At 47.3% G+C, this 18,932-nt stretch carries 12 protein-coding genes and 1 pseudogene; 5 read left to right on the top strand and 8 right to left on the bottom strand.

The genetic code is table 11. The annotated features are described in order from the left end of the window. Nucleotides 1–17 precede the first annotated feature (17 nt). Nucleotides 18–825: pseudogene (locus Pcarn_RS00540) on the bottom strand (virulence factor BrkB family protein); the annotation flags it as partial. Between the two features lie 146 nt (nt 826–971). Then, nucleotides 972–2,798, bottom strand: coding sequence for a translational GTPase TypA (typA, locus tag Pcarn_RS00535; RefSeq protein ID WP_261834475.1), 1,827 nt, complete (start codon nt 2,796–2,798; stop codon nt 972–974). Between the two features lie 504 nt (nt 2,799–3,302). Between typA and glnA the strand changes: the two genes are divergently transcribed. From glnA to Pcarn_RS00515, 4 genes are all read left to right on the top strand, one after another. Next, entirely contained in the window at nt 3,303–4,712 is a 1,410-nt protein-coding gene (gene glnA / locus Pcarn_RS00530) for a glutamate--ammonia ligase (RefSeq protein WP_261834474.1), read from the top strand. A gap of 197 nt (nt 4,713–4,909) precedes the next feature. Further along, the gene (gene glnL / locus Pcarn_RS00525; RefSeq protein WP_261834473.1) at nt 4,910–5,965 is read left to right on the top strand and encodes a nitrogen regulation protein NR(II); all 1,056 of its coding nucleotides are present in this window, start codon (nt 4,910–4,912) and stop codon (nt 5,963–5,965) included. Between the two features lie 23 nt (nt 5,966–5,988). Then, the gene (gene glnG, locus Pcarn_RS00520) at nt 5,989–7,401 is read left to right on the top strand and encodes a nitrogen regulation protein NR(I) (RefSeq protein WP_261834472.1); all 1,413 of its coding nucleotides are present in this window, start codon (nt 5,989–5,991) and stop codon (nt 7,399–7,401) included. 116 nt (nt 7,402–7,517) lie between these two features. Next, nucleotides 7,518–10,016: a bifunctional diguanylate cyclase/phosphodiesterase gene (locus Pcarn_RS00515; protein WP_261834471.1), complete on the top strand. Its 2,499-nt coding sequence runs from the start codon at nt 7,518–7,520 to the stop codon at nt 10,014–10,016. A 15-nt stretch (nt 10,017–10,031) separates the two neighbouring features. Here Pcarn_RS00515 and hemN read toward each other — a convergent pair whose 3' ends face one another. The 5 genes from hemN to Pcarn_RS00490 form a co-directional block, all read right to left on the bottom strand. Further along, nucleotides 10,032–11,405: an oxygen-independent coproporphyrinogen III oxidase gene (hemN, locus tag Pcarn_RS00510; RefSeq protein ID WP_261834470.1), complete on the bottom strand. Its 1,374-nt coding sequence runs from the start codon at nt 11,403–11,405 to the stop codon at nt 10,032–10,034. Nucleotides 11,406–11,524: 119 nt separating this feature from the next. Further along, nucleotides 11,525–12,013, bottom strand: coding sequence for a DUF2489 domain-containing protein (locus tag Pcarn_RS00505; RefSeq protein ID WP_261834469.1), 489 nt, complete (start codon nt 12,011–12,013; stop codon nt 11,525–11,527). A gap of 6 nt (nt 12,014–12,019) precedes the next feature. Then, nucleotides 12,020–12,571: a Der GTPase-activating protein YihI gene (yihI, locus tag Pcarn_RS00500; protein ID WP_261834468.1), complete on the bottom strand. Its 552-nt coding sequence runs from the start codon at nt 12,569–12,571 to the stop codon at nt 12,020–12,022. Continuing rightward, a complete protein-coding gene (locus Pcarn_RS00495; protein WP_261834467.1) occupies nt 12,558–13,208 on the bottom strand; it encodes a class I SAM-dependent methyltransferase in 651 nt (216 codons plus the stop codon). Before Pcarn_RS00495 ends, yihI begins: the two co-directional genes overlap by 14 nt. Nucleotides 13,209–13,786: 578 nt before the next feature. Beyond that, nucleotides 13,787–14,404: a c-type cytochrome gene (locus tag Pcarn_RS00490; RefSeq protein ID WP_261834466.1), complete on the bottom strand. Its 618-nt coding sequence runs from the start codon at nt 14,402–14,404 to the stop codon at nt 13,787–13,789. A 200-nt stretch (nt 14,405–14,604) separates the two neighbouring features. Between Pcarn_RS00490 and yihA the strand changes: the two genes are divergently transcribed. After that, the gene (gene yihA, locus Pcarn_RS00485; protein ID WP_261834465.1) at nt 14,605–15,267 is read left to right on the top strand and encodes a ribosome biogenesis GTP-binding protein YihA/YsxC; all 663 of its coding nucleotides are present in this window, start codon (nt 14,605–14,607) and stop codon (nt 15,265–15,267) included. A 533-nt stretch (nt 15,268–15,800) separates the two neighbouring features. Here yihA and polA read toward each other — a convergent pair. After that, nucleotides 15,801–18,593: a DNA polymerase I gene (polA, locus tag Pcarn_RS00480; protein ID WP_261834464.1), complete on the bottom strand. Its 2,793-nt coding sequence runs from the start codon at nt 18,591–18,593 to the stop codon at nt 15,801–15,803. Between the last annotated feature and the right edge of the window lie 339 nt (nt 18,594–18,932).

The raw sequence follows: 18,932 nt of genomic DNA, 5'->3' as shown, positions 1-18,932 counted from the left end.
TTCATCGACTCGCCAAACGCGGTCTTCGCCTAAGCTGGCTGTTATCTCTGCGCCGATCAACACTATCATCCAGCACAAATAAATCCAGATAAACAACAAAGGTACGGCAGCAAGTGCGCCATAAATCAGCTGATAGGAAGGAAACTGAGTCACGTAAAAGGCAAACAGCTTCTTACTTATCTCAAACAACAGGCCCGCCACAAGCGCTCCTGCCAAAGCATGATTCATCTTTACCTTGAGATTAGGTACCAACAGGTAGAGCCCAAAGAAGGCCAAGAAAGAGAAGGTCATGGGCAAGAAGCTATACACCAAATGCACAGTATCCTCACTCCAAGCGCGCATCGAAGCGATCTGGGAAGAGAAGACTAAGCTCAAACCCACTAATACTGGCCCTAGGGTCAGAACCATCCAATACAGAGAAAACGAATACACAAACTGACGCTTTCTACGTACCCGCCAGATGTAGTTCAGGTTGGTATCGATAGCTGAAATCAAAAGTAGCGCTGCCACAAACAGGAACAGCAGACCGATCGTGGTCATCTTACCGGTATTGGCAATGAACTCATTGAGCGTGGTCTGTATCGCTTCTCCTGCGGTAGGTACGAAGTTAGAGAAGATAAACGCCTGTATGGTGTCTCCCACCCCTTCAAAGGCAGGAAACTTAGACAAGGCAGTCAGTGCAACCGTGGTTAGGGGCACCAGAGAGAGCAGGGTTATATAGGTCATATAGCCTGCGTTGACAGGCAAGCGGTCATGCTTGGCCCTTTGGTATAGATACCCTGCATAGTGCAGTAACACGTGCACCTGCTTGGGTAGTTTGAGCATAAATTGCATCCTGCCGCTCACCTCTTATCCGATACTGCTGGCTAAGCCAAGCGTATGAAATCTTTTAAATTCAGTCCGTTATGCAGATATTTTAGTAAAAAAAAAGCCCCGCTGAAAGCGAGGCTTAGTATGCAATTTAGCTAATCTTATTTAGCTGCGCGAGAGGCACGTTTACGATCGCTTTCCGTTAGGAACTTCTTACGGATACGGATGCTCTCTGGCGTTACTTCTACTAGTTCGTCATCGTCGATGAACTCAAGTGCTTGCTCAAGAGTCATGATGATTGGCGGAGTAAGAACCTGTGCGTCATCCGTACCAGATGCACGAACGTTGGTTAGCTGCTTACCCTTAAGCACGTTTACAGTCAGGTCATTGTCACGGCTGTGGATACCAACAACCATACCTTCGTAAACCTCAACACCGTGACCGATAAACATACGACCACGCTCTTGTAGGTTGAATAGTGCGTTAGTTAGCGCCTTACCCATACCGTTAGAGATCAGAACACCGTTGATACGCTGACCGATTTCGCCACCTTTGTGTGGACCGTAGTGATCAAACGTGTGGTAAAGAAGACCAGAACCAGAAGTCAGAGTCATGAACTCAGTTTGGAAACCGATAAGACCACGAGAAGGCATTACGAAGTCCATGCGAACACGGCCTTTACCATCAGGTGCCATATCAGTTAGCTCACCCTTACGCAGACCAATGTTCTCCATGATGCCGCCTTGGTGCTCTTCAAGAACATCGATGGTTACCGTTTCGTACGGTTCCATTAGCTGGCCATCTTCTTCCTTAAGGATTACTTCAGGGCGAGATACTGCAAGCTCAAAGCCTTCACGACGCATGTTCTCGATCAGGATAGATAGGTGAAGTTCACCACGGCCTGATACACGGAATTTATCTGGATCATCTAGTTGCTCAACACGTAGTGCTACGTTGTGAACAAGTTCCTTTTCTAGACGCTCAAGGATGTTACGTGAAGTTACGAACTTACCTTCTTTACCAGCAAACGGAGAGGTGTTTACTTGGAAGGTCATAGTTACTGTAGGCTCATCTACAGAAAGAGCAGGAAGCGCTTCTACATTGTTCTGAGAACAGATGGTGTCAGAGATCTTAAGCTCGCCAAGACCTGTGATAGCGATGATGTCACCCGCTGCTGCTTGATCAACTTCGTGACGCTCTAGGCCAAGGTAACCAAGAACTGTACCTACTTTACCGTTACGGGTCTTACCGTCAGAACCAACAACAGTTACCTGCTGATTTGGTTTAACAGTACCGCGAGTTACACGGCCAACACCGATAACACCAACGTAAGAGCTGTAATCTAGCTGAGAGATCTGCATCTGAAGGTCACCGTCTTGGTCAACCTGAGGAGCTGACACTTCTTCAACGATGGTTTCGAACAGTGGTTCCATGCTCTCACCGATTTCGCCTTCTTCGTTAGTCGCCCAACCGTTAAGTGCAGAAGCGTAAACAACCTTAAAGTCTAGCTGTTCGTCAGTTGCACCTAGGTTATCGAATAGGTCGAATACTTGGTCCATTACCCAATCAGGGCGTGCACCTGGACGGTCAATCTTGTTGATTACAACGATAGGCTTAAGGCCGTGTGCGAAAGCTTTTTGAGTTACAAAGCGAGTTTGAGGCATCGGGCCATCAACCGCATCAACGATAAGCAGTACGCAGTCAACCATAGACATAATACGCTCTACTTCACCACCGAAGTCTGCGTGTCCAGGGGTATCTACGATGTTGATACGATAGTCATTCCAGTTAATTGCTGTGTTCTTAGCAAGAATGGTGATACCGCGTTCCTTTTCGATATCGTTGGAGTCCATCACTCGCTCTTCAACTTCGCCGCGAGTCTCTAGGGTACCGGACTGCTGCAGCAGCTTATCAACCAGGGTAGTTTTACCGTGGTCAACGTGCGCGATGATGGCAATGTTTCTCAACTTTTCAATCTGTGTAGACATGAATCGAATTCACTCAGTAAGGTCGCGGCTACTTGCCGGCAACTAGGTTTAAAATTGGGCGTAATGTAGCAGATTTTAGCCAAAATCCCAACAAGATGTGATCCAGACCAAAGTTAATCAAACTGTCTTCTAGCTTTCACTCAAAGCCACAGCTCGTGGACTACATTTGCACCGTATTTGGGCAAAATTGATTTCTTGCTGTTGTTCGCACCAAAAAGTAACAAATCTTTTCTACCCTTGCGCGCCATTATAGAACAAATGCACCAATGCGGTGCGAATACGGATCATTCTGGTGCAAATGCATTTTATGTAAACCACGCCAAATACACTAAAGCATTGATAAATATGAACTTTAAAAAGTTGGCACGGGTTTGGCATATAGGGAAGCAGTCGAAAAATATTTATTGTTCGACGACGAGTAAAGAGTGTAGATTAGATTTCAGGATTTAAACGCTCACTCGAAATTGAGCAATCACGTTTTATAAACACTGGAGGTTATCCAAGATGTCAGTAGAAAATGTACTATCGCTGATCCAAGAAAATGAAGTTAAGTTCGTTGACTTACGTTTTACCGATACTAAAGGTAAAGAGCAGCACGTATCTATCCCAGCACACCAAGTTGACGCAGACTTCTTTGAAGAAGGAAAGATGTTCGATGGTTCTTCTGTTGCAGGTTGGAAAGGTATCAACGAATCTGACATGGTTATGATGCCAGACGCGGCAAGTGCAGTACTTGACCCGTTCACTGAAGACGCAACGCTAAACATCCGTTGTGACATCCTAGAGCCTTCTACAATGCAAGGTTACGACCGTGACCCACGCTCTATCGCACACCGTGCAGAAGACTACATGCGTGCAACTGGTATCGCAGATACAGTTCTAATCGGTCCTGAGCCAGAATTCTTCCTGTTTGACGATGTTAAGTTCAACACTGACATGTCTGGTTCTTTCTACAAGATCGACGACGTTGAAGCTTCTTGGAACTCAGGTGCTGATTTCGAAGACGGCAACAAAGGTCACCGTCCAGGCGTTAAAGGTGGTTACTTCCCAGTAGCTCCAGTTGATTCATCTCAAGACATCCGTTCTGCTATGTGTCTAATCATGGAAGAAATGGGTCTAGTAGTTGAAGCACACCACCACGAAGTAGCAACTGCAGGTCAGAACGAAATCGCTACTCGTTTCAACACGCTAACTACTAAAGCGGATGAAATCCAAATCTATAAGTATGTTGTTCACAACGTAGCTCACGCTTACGGTAAAACAGCTACTTTCATGCCTAAACCACTAGTTGGCGACAACGGTTCTGGTATGCACGTTCACCAATCTCTAGCAAAAGATGGCGTTAACCTATTTGCTGGTGACAAGTACGGCGGTCTATCTGAAACTGCTCTTTACTACATCGGTGGTATCATCAAGCACGCTCGCGCAATCAACGCATTCGCGAACGCATCAACTAACTCGTACAAGCGTCTTGTACCAGGCTTCGAAGCGCCAGTTATGCTTGCTTACTCTGCACGTAACCGTTCTGCTTCTATCCGTATCCCAGTGGTACCAAGCCCGAAAGCACGTCGTATCGAGCTACGCTTCGGTGATCCAACAGCTAACCCATACCTATGCTTCGCAGCAATGCTAATGGCTGGTCTTGACGGTATTAAGAACAAGATCCACCCAGGTGAAGCTATGGATAAGGACCTTTACGACCTACCAGCTGAAGAAGCGGCAGAAATCCCAACTGTTGCAGCTTCTCTAGAGCAAGCTCTTGCTGAACTAGATGCTGACCGTGAGTTCCTAACAGCTGGCGGCGTATTCTCTGATGACTTCATCGATTCTTACATCGACCTTAAGTCTCAAGACGTTGAGAAAGTAAACATGACAACTCACCCACTTGAGTTCGAACTTTACTACTCTGTTTAATCGTCACAATTAAACGCTCAGGCCTGCCCATCGGCAGGCCTTTTTTTTACCCAAACATCGGAGGTTTGGGCAAGGATTTTGCATTGTTTATATTAGGACGCATCGCAAAAGCCATTTTGCACCATAATTGTGCAATAATTTATTCGTATAGTGCTCGTGCACCAAAATGAAACTAAGAGCAGAGAAAAGGAAGATTTGTGAACAAGCCTCTAGCAGAAACCATATTGGAACAACTCGTCACCGCAACCCTGCTTATTGATGAGTCGCTCAATATCGTCTATCTCAATCCGGCGGCTGAACAACTTCTAGGCTATAGCAAGAGTCGCTGTATCGACCAACTACTGCCTAGCCTGATAGAGCACTCTTCTATCGACTTCTCTTTGTTTGAACAGCCACTGATTTCGGGGCAGAGCATTACCGACAGTGACGTTACCTTTGTGGTTGATGGCAAACCGTTATTGCTAGAACTCACGATAAGCCCTGTCTCTTGGAGCAAGCAGCTAATGCTATTGGTGGAGCTAAAGCAGGTAGACCAACAGCGTCGCCTCAATCAAGAGCTAAACCAGCATGCCCAGCAACAGGCCGCCAAGCTATTGGTGCGAAGCCTAGCTCATGAGATCAAGAATCCGCTCGGCGGGTTGCGCGGAGCGGCGCAACTTCTGGAAAAGATGCTTCCATCTGATTCACTGCGCGAGTATACGCAGATCATCATTGAGCAAGCAGACAGACTAAGAAACCTCGTAGACCGACTACTTGGCCCACAAAGACCCGGCACCAAAAAACCAGAGAACGTCCATCTCATCTTAGAGAAGGTACGCCAACTGGTAGAGTTGGAGTCACACAACAAGATACAAGTGGTTCGAGACTACGACCCAAGCTTGCCAGACATAGTGATGGACAGCGAACAGATAGAACAATCTCTGCTGAATATCGTCAGTAACGCCGCACAGATACTACAAGGTCGATCAGACGGTGAGATCGTCCTAACCACACGAACCGAACATCAGGTGAATATCCACGGTAAGCGAGTGAAATTGGCTGCGCGTATCGAGGTAACAGATAACGGTCCCGGTATCCCAGCCGAGCTTGTGGATACCCTTTTCTACCCTATGGTCAGTGGCCGTGAGGGTGGGACAGGTCTAGGACTCTCTATCTCACAAAACCTGATAGACCAGCATCAAGGCAAGATCGATGTAAACAGCTGGCCGGGCAAAACCACCTTCACCGTCTACTTACCGATTTTAGATTATTAATATTAAGCGCTAGGAGTCTCGTTATGAGTAAAGGATACATTTGGGTGGTCGACGACGACAGTTCCATCCGTTGGGTATTGGATAAAACCCTAAGCAACGCAGACATCAAGTGCGAAACCTTTGCCGATGCAGAGAGCGTACTGCAAGCGCTAGAGCGCGAAACCCCAGATGTTATCATCTCGGATATCCGCATGCCTGGCATGGATGGCTTGGACCTCCTCAAACAGATCCAAGAATCAGAGCCTGAGCTACCGGTTATCATCATGACTGCTCACTCAGATCTGGATGCCGCGGTTAAGGCTTATCAAGAGGGTGCATTCGAATACCTGCCGAAACCGTTTGATATCGACGAGGCTCTGGCCCTTGCTGAGCGCGCAATCACTCATAGCCAAGAGCAAAAGCAGAGCCAAACGGCGCTGAATGCTAGCAAGACAGCCAGCCCAGAGATCATAGGTGAGGCACCTGCAATGCAGGAGGTATTCCGCGCTATCGGTCGCTTGTCTCGCTCGTCTATCTCTGTACTTATCAATGGGGAGTCGGGGACGGGTAAAGAGCTGGTCGCGCATGCGTTGCACAAACACAGCCCACGCAACAAAAATCCGTTTATCGCGCTGAATATGGCTGCAATCCCTAAAGACCTTATCGAGTCCGAGCTATTTGGTCACGAGAAGGGAGCCTTCACCGGCGCTAACAGTGTGCGCCATGGTCGCTTCGAGCAAGCCAACGGCGGCACCCTGTTCTTGGATGAGATCGGTGATATGCCACTGGATATCCAGACCCGACTGCTTCGTGTATTGGCCGATGGCCAGTTCTATCGCGTCGGTGGTCATCAGGCCATCAATGTGGATGTGCGCATCATAGCCGCGACCCACCAAGACCTAGAATCCTTGGTGCACGCGGGTGATTTCCGTGAGGATTTATTCCACCGCCTAAACGTGATTCGTGTGCATATCCCATCTCTGCGCGAGCGTAAGCAAGACATAGAAAAATTGGCCCTGCACTTCTTGAATCTGGCGGCAGAAGAGCTTGGAGTTGAGGTAAAAACCCTGTCTCAAGATGCCATCGATATCCTCACACGCCTTAGTTGGCCGGGTAACGTGCGTCAGCTAGAGAACACCTGTCGCTGGCTTACCGTTATGGCCAGTGGTAGCGAGATCTTACCTTCAGACTTACCGCAGGAACTGGTTGAAGAGAAGTCTCTAGCCAACACCTCAGAGAACGCCAATTGGCAGGCACAGCTTGAGAAATGGGCGCGCACCGCACTGGCCTCAGGTGAAACGGAACTGCTCTCTTACGCACTCCCTGAATTTGAGCGCATCATGCTTAAGGTTGCCCTGAACCATACCAATGGTCACAAGCAGGAAGCGGCTAAAGTTTTAGGCTGGGGACGCAACACATTAACGCGCAAGCTCAAGGAATTGAGTCTCGCCGATTGATGAGATTGTAATCGTTTGCGTAATACTGGTACTATATACGGTATATTGTTCCCTATATTCTACCAGTCATGCTAAAAATCTTCTCTGCACCTATATCACTGCGTCAGGCAGTGTTCGTGCCTCTGGTAGTTATAATACTGGCTATTGGCGTGGTGGTATCTGTGCTGCTTACCAGTCATTACGAGCGCGTAATCCATCACGTTAGCCAGAATCAACTTGAAGCCACCACTAGTAACCTGCGCTCATCGCTGAACCTTTTCCTAAAGCAGCCCTTCGATGCCAGCTTCTCCCTCGCCTACACCATAAAGGGCAGTCAGCTCTACAAACAAGGCGATGTCAGTGCCATACAAGACTATATCCATACCAGTTTCGATGAGCTCTACTCTAGGATTGATCATCTAGACGTGATTGCCTTTGGGGGCAAGCACGGAGAGTTTGTAGGTTATAGGCGTAACGACCAAGATAACTACTCTTTGATGCTCAAGGACCAAAGAACCCAAGACAATCTAGTTATCTTTATGGGCGAGGAAACCCAATCCGGTGCAACCCAAGTAACCCCTGACTATGACCCGAGAACTCGCCCTTGGTATGCCAAATTCGATGGTCCTAGTTCTTGGAAACCAAAATGGTCCCCTATCTATGTAAATTCAGATGAGAAGCAAGAAACCACACTTTCAGCCTTGCAGCCCTTAGTTGGTGATAATGAACTACTCGGGGTCCTGGTGGCGGATATCAAGTTAGATACCTTTAATAAGTTCTTGGTGGAATCGCGACGCCTTACCCACTCGCACTTCTTTGTATTCGATGACAAATACCAACTAGTGGCCCACTCAGAGCCCACTAGCATCTCAACAGGTGGCGCAAGGCTTCATATCACCAATAGCCCTACCCCGCTGAACCAAGCCATCAGTGAAGCACTATTGGAGAAGTATGAACATATCTCCAACTTCGAACAGGTATTCGAGGTAAAGAGTGACTACCAAAGATACTTCGTTAAGTTAACTCCCTATGACGATGAGAAGGGCTTAAATTGGTTTGTGGTCACCGCCATATCCGAAAGCAATCTACTCGGTACCCTATGGTATTCACAAATGAGTAGCCTAGTCACCGCCTTGCTCATCATGGTGATCGCTATCTTAGTTGCTGTATACGTGTTTGAGCGCGTCACCTCACCGATCATAGACACCGCTGATGCAGCCCGCAGATTGGCAGAAGGCGACCTACAGACGCAGATCACCACCAGCACCCGAATCCATGAAACTCGCCAACTGGTGGAAACCTTTAATGATATGGCGCTAAACCTAGACCAATCCTTCCAAGAACTGCACAAGCAGATCACCTATGACAGCCTCACGCATCTATACAGTCGTGTCGGCTTTATCGATGCATTGGAACACCATGCTTGTACTGATGGCACCCTGTATGTGATTGGTCTAAACAACTTCAAGCGCATTAACCTCACTCACGGCCACCACATCGGAGACAAGGTACTAAACCGAGTGGCGAACCGCTTAAACCGCCTTCTGGATTCGTGTGAGATATTAGGCCGAGTGGCTGCGGACGAGTTTGCTCTTATGCGATGTAAAGATGCCACTGAATATGACTTCCAGCTAATGGCCAGTAGGCTACAACAAGCCTTCATAACCCCGATTCCGGTGGAGCAGCACAGGATAAGGGTGGATATCTCCATAGGCATAGTGCGCTCTTGCCCAACCACCAATATGGAGCAATGGTTACGAAAAGGCAGTATTGCCCTTTCCCTCGCTCAGAAAGAGAAAATTGCGGTTAACTTCTATCAAGAGCAGATGTCTACCGAACATCAACGTAAAGACGAGATGCGTGACCATATCAGGCGTGGTATCGCCAACAATGAGTTTGTTCCCTACTATCAGCCTATCGTAGACCTAGATACCGACCGAATTGTCGGAGCAGAGGCCTTGGCACGTTGGCACTCCTCATATCTGGGTCTAGTCTCTCCCATCGAATTTATCCCTATCGCTGAGGATAGCGGCCTAATCAACGAGATCGGCAGGCAGATTTTGTTCGGCGCCTGTCGAGATGGCATGGGCGGAATACAGCAAGGCCTATGGGAAGATGATTTTCATATGCACGTCAACGTATCGGTAACCCAACTTAAGCAGGCCAATTTTGCTCAAGTGGTGCTAGATACCCTAGAGCAAACCCAGTTCCCTGCGCGTCAACTCACTCTAGAAATCACCGAATCACAGATCCTTGAGTCTCATCCAGATGTGACCGAAAACCTCAAACAGATCTATAAGGGCGGTATCAATATCGCTATCGATGACTTTGGCACGGGATACTCATCGTTGGCGTACCTGCACAAGCTACCATTCAGTACCCTCAAAATAGACAGGTCCTTCGTCTCAGAACTGAATGAGAGCAATGCCGATAACTCTATTGTCTCGGCCATTATCAACATCATAGATGGCTTCGATGTTACCGTAGTTGCGGAAGGAGTTGAGACCAAAGAGCAGCAAGGGATATTGCGTCACCTAAAGTGCAAGCAGGCTCAGGGCTATCTTTACAGCAAACCAATTCCATTTGATGAATGGCGTCTATCTAAAGCCCTAGATAAAGAAAACCACCTCAGTTGAGGTGGTGTCTAGAAATTAAATAACGCGGGAGAACTGCTGTTGTCTGGCTTTGGCTCGGAAGTATTTATCAAAGCTCATGCAGATATTGCGGATCAGCATACGACCACGCAGGTTAACTGCAATCTCATCGTCCGACACATCCACTAACCCATCATCGATAAAGGTTTTGAGTAGCTGTAGGTCTTCCTCAAAGTAGCTATCGAATTTCACGTTAAACTCAGCTTCGATGTCACGCTTATTAAGATGGAAGTTACACATTAGTTGTTTGATAAGCTCTCGACGAAGCAGGTCATCATGGCTTAGAGAAACCCCTTTCCACAATGCGTGGCGCAACTCGTCCATTTGAGCATAGTAGTGCTTGAGCTCTTTTTGGTTCTGCGCATAGGTGTCACCCACCATAGAGATGGCCGATACACCAAAGCCGATAAGGTCGCACTCACCCTGAGTGGTGTAGCCTTGGAAGTTACGATGAAGCTTACCCTCACGCTGAGCCACAGCTAGCTCGTCTTCCGGAAGAGCAAAGTGGTCCATACCGATAAACTGATAACCCGCATCGGTTAGGGTCTCAATGCTCTGCTGTAGGATACTCATGCGTTGCTGAGGCTTAGGTAGATCCTCTTCCTTGATCTTGCGCTGCGCGGCAAACAAAGACGGCATATGGGCATAGTTAAATACCGATAAGCGACCTGGGCGTAGGGTCAATACCTGCTCAAGAGTCTTAGCAAAGCTCTCTGGGGTCTGTAGTGGCAGACCATAGATAAGATCTAGGTTGGTCGAGCGGAAGCCGAGTTCGCGGGCACGATGCACCATATCAAAGATAAAATCTTCATCTTGCTCACGGTTAACAACCTTCTGCACCTCTTTATTGAAATCCTGAACACCGATACTCAAGCGGTTAAAGCCATGCGAGCGCAGGTGGTCCAGCATATCTAGCTCAATCTCGCGCGGGTCTACCTCGATACTGATCTCAGCAGTCTCATCGAAAGTGAACTCTTGGTAGATGGTTTCCATCAGACGAGAGATCTGTTCTTTGGTCAGGAAGGTAGGCGTACCACCGCCAAAGTGCAATTGAGTAACCGTGCGTCCACCCAGTAGAGCGGCGCGCTGGCGAATCTCAAACTGCAGAACCTCTAGGTACTCGTCAGCTTTATGCTGATGGCGAGTGATCACCTTATTACAGCCACAGTAATAACAAAGCTTGTGACAGAAAGGGATATGGATATACAGCGAAAGCGGACGCTCAGGATACTGCATATAGGCTATGTCTAGTTCAGATACAGTAAATGCCTCGTGGAACTCAACCGCAGTTGGGTACGAGGTATAGCGAGGGCCAGAGTAGTTGTATTTATCCAACATGCTCTGATCCCAAATGATTTGTTGATTAGACATAGCGAGATCCTAGGTACGACATCAGGGAGGCTATTTTGCCACAGCAAGATGGCGTACCCTCCTTATGAGCTCAAAATGTAAGCCGTAACTGTTAAGGAGATCACGCCATCAAGAGTGCATTACTGCATTTGAATGGAGATTTGATTGTTTAGGGGAGCAACACGAGACCTAAGGTCTTCAAGCTCAGTGATGATGGTGTCGGTTAGGCGACTCTCTGCCTTATGGCGGGCAAGGTTTTGGCGCATACGCTCTTGCTTCGCCAACTCTTGGCGGTCTTCGCCGCGCGCCATGTCCTTAACCACCTCGAATAACTCATGCAGTGCTGGGTAGGTTTTTGCTACATCGATACGCTGCTCACCCTGAACATAATCCAAGATGTTGCAAAGACGAATGCTGATCTCTGATAGGTCGCACTGACCCTGGATGCCCGCAAGGCACAGGGTATCCACGCTCTCAAAGATCTTGGCATTGCGCTTTTCGATAGCGAGAGCCTTATGTTGCTCTACCAGCTGATTCTGTTTACGCAGCTTCAGCAATAGGTGAGCGGCATAGCCTCCCAAGCCCAAGATAATAATCCCGCCAATGGCCGCCAGCACTAAGGTGTTCATCCGTTATTAACCCTTAAAGTCACTCAAATCTAGGTCTTCAAATTCAGATAGCAGGTCAGCTTCCGACTTCGCTGCTGCTGGTTTTTGTTTTGGTTGTGGCTCAGATTCAACCTCTGGCTCTTCATCTAGAAGACCAAGCTTCTTCATTAGAGCCTCGATGCGATCCAGCTTCTGATCCACATAAGATTGCAGGCCAGAACCCAGAGACTCACCGTTTTCAATACGGTCTAGCAACACATTTAGTTGTGCATCGTTCTCTAGAGCTTCAAGCTCTTGCTGAGCGTTTAGCTTACGTTGAGCCGGTGTCGCCTTAGGCTTCTTCTCAACGATAAGTGGAATCTTCTTCTTAGAACCGATACGTGGGTCTTTTGCTACCTTGCCCGTGATATCACGGTTATCGCTACCCTCAGAATGACGGCTACCCGTTTTCAGTCCCTTACGCTTCTTCTCTTTCTTACGCAGGCGTCCTTCAACATCCGCTTGAGAACGGTTGCGCGTTACAATTAGGTCCATATCGCCAGTAGAGCCTGGCTTTCTCGATTTTTTACGTCGACTCATGCTTCGACTTCCTCAATAAAATTACGTCGTTTCCGATAAATTCTAGATCTAGGCTATCTCGCTCAGCCAGATATTCAAATGTGGCTCGGCTAAAGAATAGTACGTGTGTCTGGTCATTTTTGTAGTGCCAGGTTGAAAAGGCTTCTACATCTTTTACGAGCTTGGTCATCAGTCCCAAATAAGCCCCCAGCTTCAATAGGCTGAGCCACTGCTGCCACACCTCGTCTGGCTGATACAAATGCTCTATTACCTCAGTCGCCATTACAAAGTCATACTGCTTTTGCAGTACCTCTGAGTGAGGGTAGTAATAGAGATCATACAGGTCTACGTTATGCCCGCGCTCTCGCATCATTTGTGCCAGTGCTGGCCCCGGACCACAGCCGAAGTCTAACCCTTGCTGATTGCTACCCAAACGCTCATCCATTGGCTCAGCAATGCGCGACAGAAAACGTCGATAACCCTGATCACCTGGGTCATTTTCATGCTGGTCATAGATGGCTTTTTCTTGCTCTGGGGTCAACCTCTGACTCGGGTCTACAAACACCAACTGACAGCTTTGACACTGTAGATACTGCCTGCGTTTATCCTCGTGGTAGAACTGGTTGTCTGTACCTTTACAAAGGGGACAAATGTACATTCGAGACGCCTGAAATCAATAAGAGGCGCAACTTACCAAAATATGAGGAAAGAGTGTAGAAAAATTCCGCAATTCCAGAAAATAAAAAAGCGATAGGTTGCCCTATCGCTCTCAAAATTCCTTTTGTTTTTAGCGCTTTCCTTGCCAGAATTTTTTGTTTTTCATCTTCCTAATGAGTTTTACAGTCCCTAGCAATTTTCCGTTTGCGGTGGCGGTTCCTTTGCCATTCCTATCTGGGTTCTCGACCTGAGAAATCAAACCATCCGATGTTTTCCCACGATTCGCGCTTTGCGAAGCCACTCCCTAAATCGTCCTGATGAAGACACCAAGCCTTTAGTGCCATCGCTTCCTTTCGACACCGCCTACTCTACTCCTGCTGTAAAAATATGCAATCCGGTTACAAACCATCCAGATCACAGTTTTATCAATTGGTAATAAAAACCATAATTTTCAGTTATTTAAGTAATAATACAAATGCAAATTTGTAGGCTAGATAGCCAATCTCTCAACGCTTTGGAGGATAAAAGACACAAAAAAGCCCCGAGAAAACTCGAGGCTTGGTCATTCGATTGGCTCTACTAGTGAAGGCCGCCAACGTACTTAGATAGAACGTCCATCTCTTCTTCAGTCAGCTTCTTCGCAATGTCGTGCATCATACCATTCAGGTCATTGTTACGCTCTGCAGAGGCAAACTTCTGTAGTGAAGCCTTAATATAATCAGCATGCTGACCTGAGATCTTAGGGAAGCCCGACAGGCTAGTACCATTACCACGCGGACCATGACAAGCCACACAAGCTGTAATGCCACGCTCAGCGTCGCCAGCTAGATAAAGCTCGCGGCCCTGCTCAACAACGTTCTCAGGAGTCGTATTCTCTGAGATAGGAAGAGAGGCATAGTAAGCAGAGATATCCGCCATATCCTCTTCGCTTAGAGGTAGAGCCATTGCACTCATCGCAGGGTCCCAACGACCTTGCTTACCGCCACTGGTTGCACCTAGCTTAAGGTCTTTAAGCTGTTTCTCAAGGTACTTGGCGTGTTGACCAGCCAGCTTAGGATAGGTGGTGATCATGCTGTTACCATCAACACCGTGACAGGCAGCACACGTTTCTGATTTTGCTTTACCCGCTTCGATATTGCCGCTCGCCATAGCCGAACAACTGACCAAAACAGAGAAGATTAGCGCTAATTTTTTCATGACATTCCATTACTTGTTTGAGCTTCCGAAACTACAATTTGCTCAGAGTTATTTATTATCGGGTTTGAAAAAAGTACCTGAAATGGGCAACTAGCCCTAGGTGCCGCCTTTTGTCGTGTTAGAATAGGCGAACTGATGCCGAGCACGGTCATTTTACACAATTTCACAAAAAAGTAATCAACCGACTACACAAAGTCGCGATGGAGTTAACAGTGAGCGCAAAAATTCATTATCAAAACACGCATTTTATAACCAGTGCGCCAGATATCCGCCATATGCCAGCGGACGAAGGCATTGAAATCGCGTTTGCTGGCCGCTCAAATGCGGGCAAGTCGAGTGCTCTAAACCGCCTCACCAACCAAAGAAGCCTAGCTAAGACCAGTAAAACCCCTGGTCGTACACAATTAATTAACCTTTTTAAGGTGGATGAAAACTGTCATATAGTGGATTTGCCAGGATACGGCTTTGCTCAAGTTCCACTGGAAATGAAAAAGAAGTGGCAAAAGAGCCTAGGTGAGTATCTACAAAAGCGTGAGTGTCTAAAAGGCCTAGTGGTTCTGATGGATATCCGCCATCCGATGAAAGACCTCGACCAACAGATGATCTACTGGGCAGTAGATTCAGGCATCCCAGTTCAGGTGCTACTGACTAAAGCAGATAAACTGAAGAGTGGCGCACGTAAAGCGACCCTACTTAAGATCCGTGAATCGTCACTGGGTTTTGGTGGTGATGTTCAGGTAGATGTTTTCTCTTCTCTAAAAGGCATCGGTGTTGACCAACTTCGTGCCAAGCTAGATACCTGGTTTGCTCCTGCATTTGAAATGGCAGAGATAGATGAAGAAGCTGGAGATGAGCAAGAGTAATCATCTTGCCTATATAGATAGACAAAACGCGACCCTAGGGTCGCGTTTTTTGTTTGTAACTTTCATACCTAGCCTTAGACGCTAAGTCGGCTGGTAGAAGCATCAATTAGGCTCTAATTGCTACGGTGTAAAAAACAGCACCTTAGTAATTATCTTATTTAGAAAACTGGCTTTGGAGCTATTAAGCTGCGGATAATAACCTTAGTAAAGCCAACCAGAGCAGTGGCTAAAACTTTCTTTAGCACAATAAAAAACGCCTCAGCCAAATAAACGGCTGAGGCGTGTGAATTTAGTAAAATTCAAATAACGTGAAACAAAAGGTCTGAAAGATGGAACATCTTACCTCTGTACCCTACGCGATTAAATTTACCCGATCTGAGACCATTTGCAAACACTTTTTGTAGTTTTTTTTCAATCAGATTGAGTTTTACAACGTACGCCAATCGATTCACCAAACTGGTGCAACTGCACAAAAAAAGAGCCAACTCTGTGAGTTGGCTCTCTGTTTAGGCGAAATATGATGAAAAACTAGACTAGTGGGCTTGATCCCAGTTGTCACCATGACCTGCATCCGCAACCAGTGGAACATCCAGTTCGGCAGCCGATTCCATCAATTTCTGTATGTTACTTTCAACATCCTGTAAGGCATCTTCACGAACTTCAAACACCAATTCATCGTGTACCTGCATCAACATACGTACTTTTGGCTCACCGGTTTGTGCTTCGATCCACTCATCAACCAGCAACATTGCCTTCTTAATAATGTCTGCTGCCGTGCCCTGCATTGGTGCATTGATTGCCGCGCGCTCAGCCGCTTTTCGACGCATTCCGTTACGAGATTTAATCTCTGGAAGATGCAGGCGGCGACCATATAGGGTTTCCACGTACCCCTGCTCGCTCGCTTGAGAGCGGGTATCTTCCATATATTGCATCACACCAGGATAGCGCTCGAAGTAGGTATCCATATAGTGCTGTGCCTCACCGCGAGGAATACCCAGCTGTTTTGCCAAGCCAAACGCACTCATGCCGTAAATAAGACCGAAGTTAACCGCCTTAGCACGGCGACGTTGCTCGCTAGAAACGCTATCGATATCAACACCGATGATCTCTGCTGCAGTCGCAGCGTGGATATCTTTACCCTCACGGAAAGCATCCAGCAATGCTTGGTCACCACTCAGATGCGCCATGATGCGCAATTCAATCTGAGAGTAGTCCACTGCTAGAATTTTCCAGCCGTGTGGCGCAACAAAAGCCTGACGAATGCGACGCCCCTCTTCATTGCGGATCGGGATGTTTTGCAGGTTTGGATCGGTAGATGACAAACGACCTGTCGCCGTCACCCCCTGATGATATGAGGTGTGCACTCGACCTGTGGTCGGGTTGATCATCTTAGGTAGCTTATCTGTATAGGTAGACTTCAGCTTCGCCAGACCACGATACTCAAGGATCAGCTTGGGCAGAGGATAGTCTAGCGCTAGCTCTTGTAGCACTTCTTCATTGGTCGAAGGTGCACCCGATGGGGTCTTCTTGATAACCGGAAGCTTCATCTCATCAAACAAGATGGCCTGTAGCTGTTTTGGCGAGCTTAGGTTGAACTCTTTACCTGCCAACTCATATGCTTTGGCTTCTAGCTCATCCAAACGCTGAGCAATCTCTTGAGATTGCGCTGATAGCAACATGTCATCGATAAATACACCAGTACGCTCGATGCGAGATAGTACAGGCACCAATGGCATCTCGATCTCTTTGTAGACGCGGTTGAGCTTTTCATCCGCCTCAAGCAAAGCATTGATATGATTGTGCAGTCTTAGGGTGACATCTGCGTCTTCCGCCGCATAAGGAGAAGCCTGCTCTAGATCGATCTGGTTGAAGGTCAGCTGTTTTTTACCTTTACCTGCAATCTGTTCGAACGAGATGCATGGATGCTGTAGGAAGCGTAGTGCCAAGCTGTCCATGTCATGCTTGCCGCCAACGCTGTTGTAAACATAAGAAGCTAACATGGTATCAAAGGCGATACCGCGCATTTCAATACCATAGCGAGATAATACCGAAGCATCATACTTCAGGTTCTGACCCACCTTGGCTTGGTTCTCATCTTCTAAAAGGGGCTTGAGCTGCTCAACCACATAGTCGCGGTCTAGTTGCTCTGGAGCATCCAGATAATCGTGCGCCACTGGAACATAGGCAGCCTCACCCTCAGCAGTAGCAAAAGAAACACCCACTAGGTTAGCTACCATGTAATCTAGGCTGTCGGTCTCAGTATCGATAGCAAACACGTCTGCCTTGGCGAGTTTCTCAAGCCAAGCCTCAAACTGAGCCTTCTCTAGGATGGTTTCATACTTGCTACGGTCAATCTTAACCGCAGCGGCTTGCGCCGCCGTTGCAGCAGGTGAAGAAGAAGCAATTCGGCCTGATTTCTCATCGGCTTTGATTTCACCGGTGCCACCCTCAAGCAGTTCGTTAAGCCAAGACTTGAACGCAAGCTGGCCATACAGGCTGATAAGCTGGTCTTTATCTGGCTGAGCTTTTACCAGCTCTTCAAGGGTAACCTCAAGCTCAACATCGAGCTTGATAGTCGCTAGCTTATAAGAAAGATATGCCGCGTCTTTGTGCTCGGTAAGTTTCTTAGCCATGGTCTTAGAACCGCGGAAGCCAAGAGGTGCAATATCATCTAGGTTGTCATACAGCGCATCTAGACCACCGATACCTTGCAACAGTGCAGTTGCCGTCTTGTCACCCACACCCGGTACACCAGGAATGTTATCCACTTTGTCGCCCATAAGCGCCAGATAATCGATGATAAGCTCTGGCGGAATACCGAACTTCTCTACCACGCCCTCACGGCCCATAACCACATTGGTCATGGTATTGATAAGGGTAACGTTCTCATCCACCAGCTGAGCCATATCTTTATCACCGGTGCTGATCAGAACAGGCATGCCCTTTTTGGATGCCGCAGCAGCTAATGTGCCGATAACATCATCTGCCTCTACCCCAGGAATTGAGATAAGTGGCAAGCCCATAGCGCGAATAAGATTGTGCAGAGGTTCAATCTGACTGCGCAGATCATCTGGCATAGGTGGGCGATTCGCCTTGTACTCAGGGTACATATCGTCCCTGAAGGTCTTACCCTTAGCATCAAAGATAACCGCGATACGCTCGCTAGAGAATTGGCGCATCATGCTTCTAAGCATATTCGCTACACCGTAAACGGCGTTGGTTGGGTGTTCACCATTACTCATGGTGCCAGGGAAAGCATGAAATGCTCGATACAGATAAGAGGAGCCGTCGATAAGAATCAACGGATTTTCAGGAACAGTGGCCATGTAATGTTTAGTCCTAATAGATCACTTAGGTATAGGATGCCATGAGTAATATTGCTTATCTACGCTAGCCCTTTTAAAGCAAGGTCAAAAAGTTGTTCTCAACAGCCTTGGCCTGTGGATAACTTTGTGTGCAAATTCTTGTATGAATAAAAAACGTTGTAGATAAACTCTAAACAAAAGACAAAAATTAATTTAAAAACAATAAGTTAAATAAGATCAACCGATCGCACATTAGATCCTTGATCGATCGCCGTATGTGGAAAAAGATTTTGTTGCGCAACGAAAGCCTTGTTCGCATTCAGATACAGCTAGGAAAATATAGTCGTTGTGAAAGTGGTT

Source organism: Vibrio ishigakensis (assembly GCF_024347675.1).
Taxonomy (GTDB): Bacteria; Pseudomonadota; Gammaproteobacteria; order Enterobacterales; family Vibrionaceae; genus Vibrio; species Vibrio ishigakensis.
The sequence above is the reverse complement of the archived record's forward strand: the minus strand, read 5'-3'. Positions and strand labels throughout refer to the sequence as shown.

Bases quoted from the DNA above. Each gene is read 5' to 3' on its own strand.
- typA (WP_261834475.1), bottom strand. From the start codon at position 2,798: ATGTCTACACAGATTGAAAAGTTGAGAAACATTGCCATCATCGCGCAC.
- glnA (WP_261834474.1), top strand. From the start codon at position 3,303: ATGTCAGTAGAAAATGTACTATCGCTGATCCAAGAAAATGAAGTTAAG.
- glnG (WP_261834472.1), top strand. From the start codon at position 5,989: ATGAGTAAAGGATACATTTGGGTGGTCGACGACGACAGTTCCATCCGT.
- hemN (WP_261834470.1), bottom strand. From the start codon at position 11,405: ATGTCTAATCAACAAATCATTTGGGATCAGAGCATGTTGGATAAATAC.
- Pcarn_RS00505 (WP_261834469.1), bottom strand. From the start codon at position 12,013: ATGAACACCTTAGTGCTGGCGGCCATTGGCGGGATTATTATCTTGGGC.
- yihI (WP_261834468.1), bottom strand. From the start codon at position 12,571: ATGAGTCGACGTAAAAAATCGAGAAAGCCAGGCTCTACTGGCGATATG.
- Pcarn_RS00495 (WP_261834467.1), bottom strand. From the start codon at position 13,208: ATGTACATTTGTCCCCTTTGTAAAGGTACAGACAACCAGTTCTACCAC.
- Pcarn_RS00490 (WP_261834466.1), bottom strand. From the start codon at position 14,404: ATGAAAAAATTAGCGCTAATCTTCTCTGTTTTGGTCAGTTGTTCGGCT.
- yihA (WP_261834465.1), top strand. From the start codon at position 14,605: ATGGAGTTAACAGTGAGCGCAAAAATTCATTATCAAAACACGCATTTT.
- polA (WP_261834464.1), bottom strand. From the start codon at position 18,593: ATGGCCACTGTTCCTGAAAATCCGTTGATTCTTATCGACGGCTCCTCT.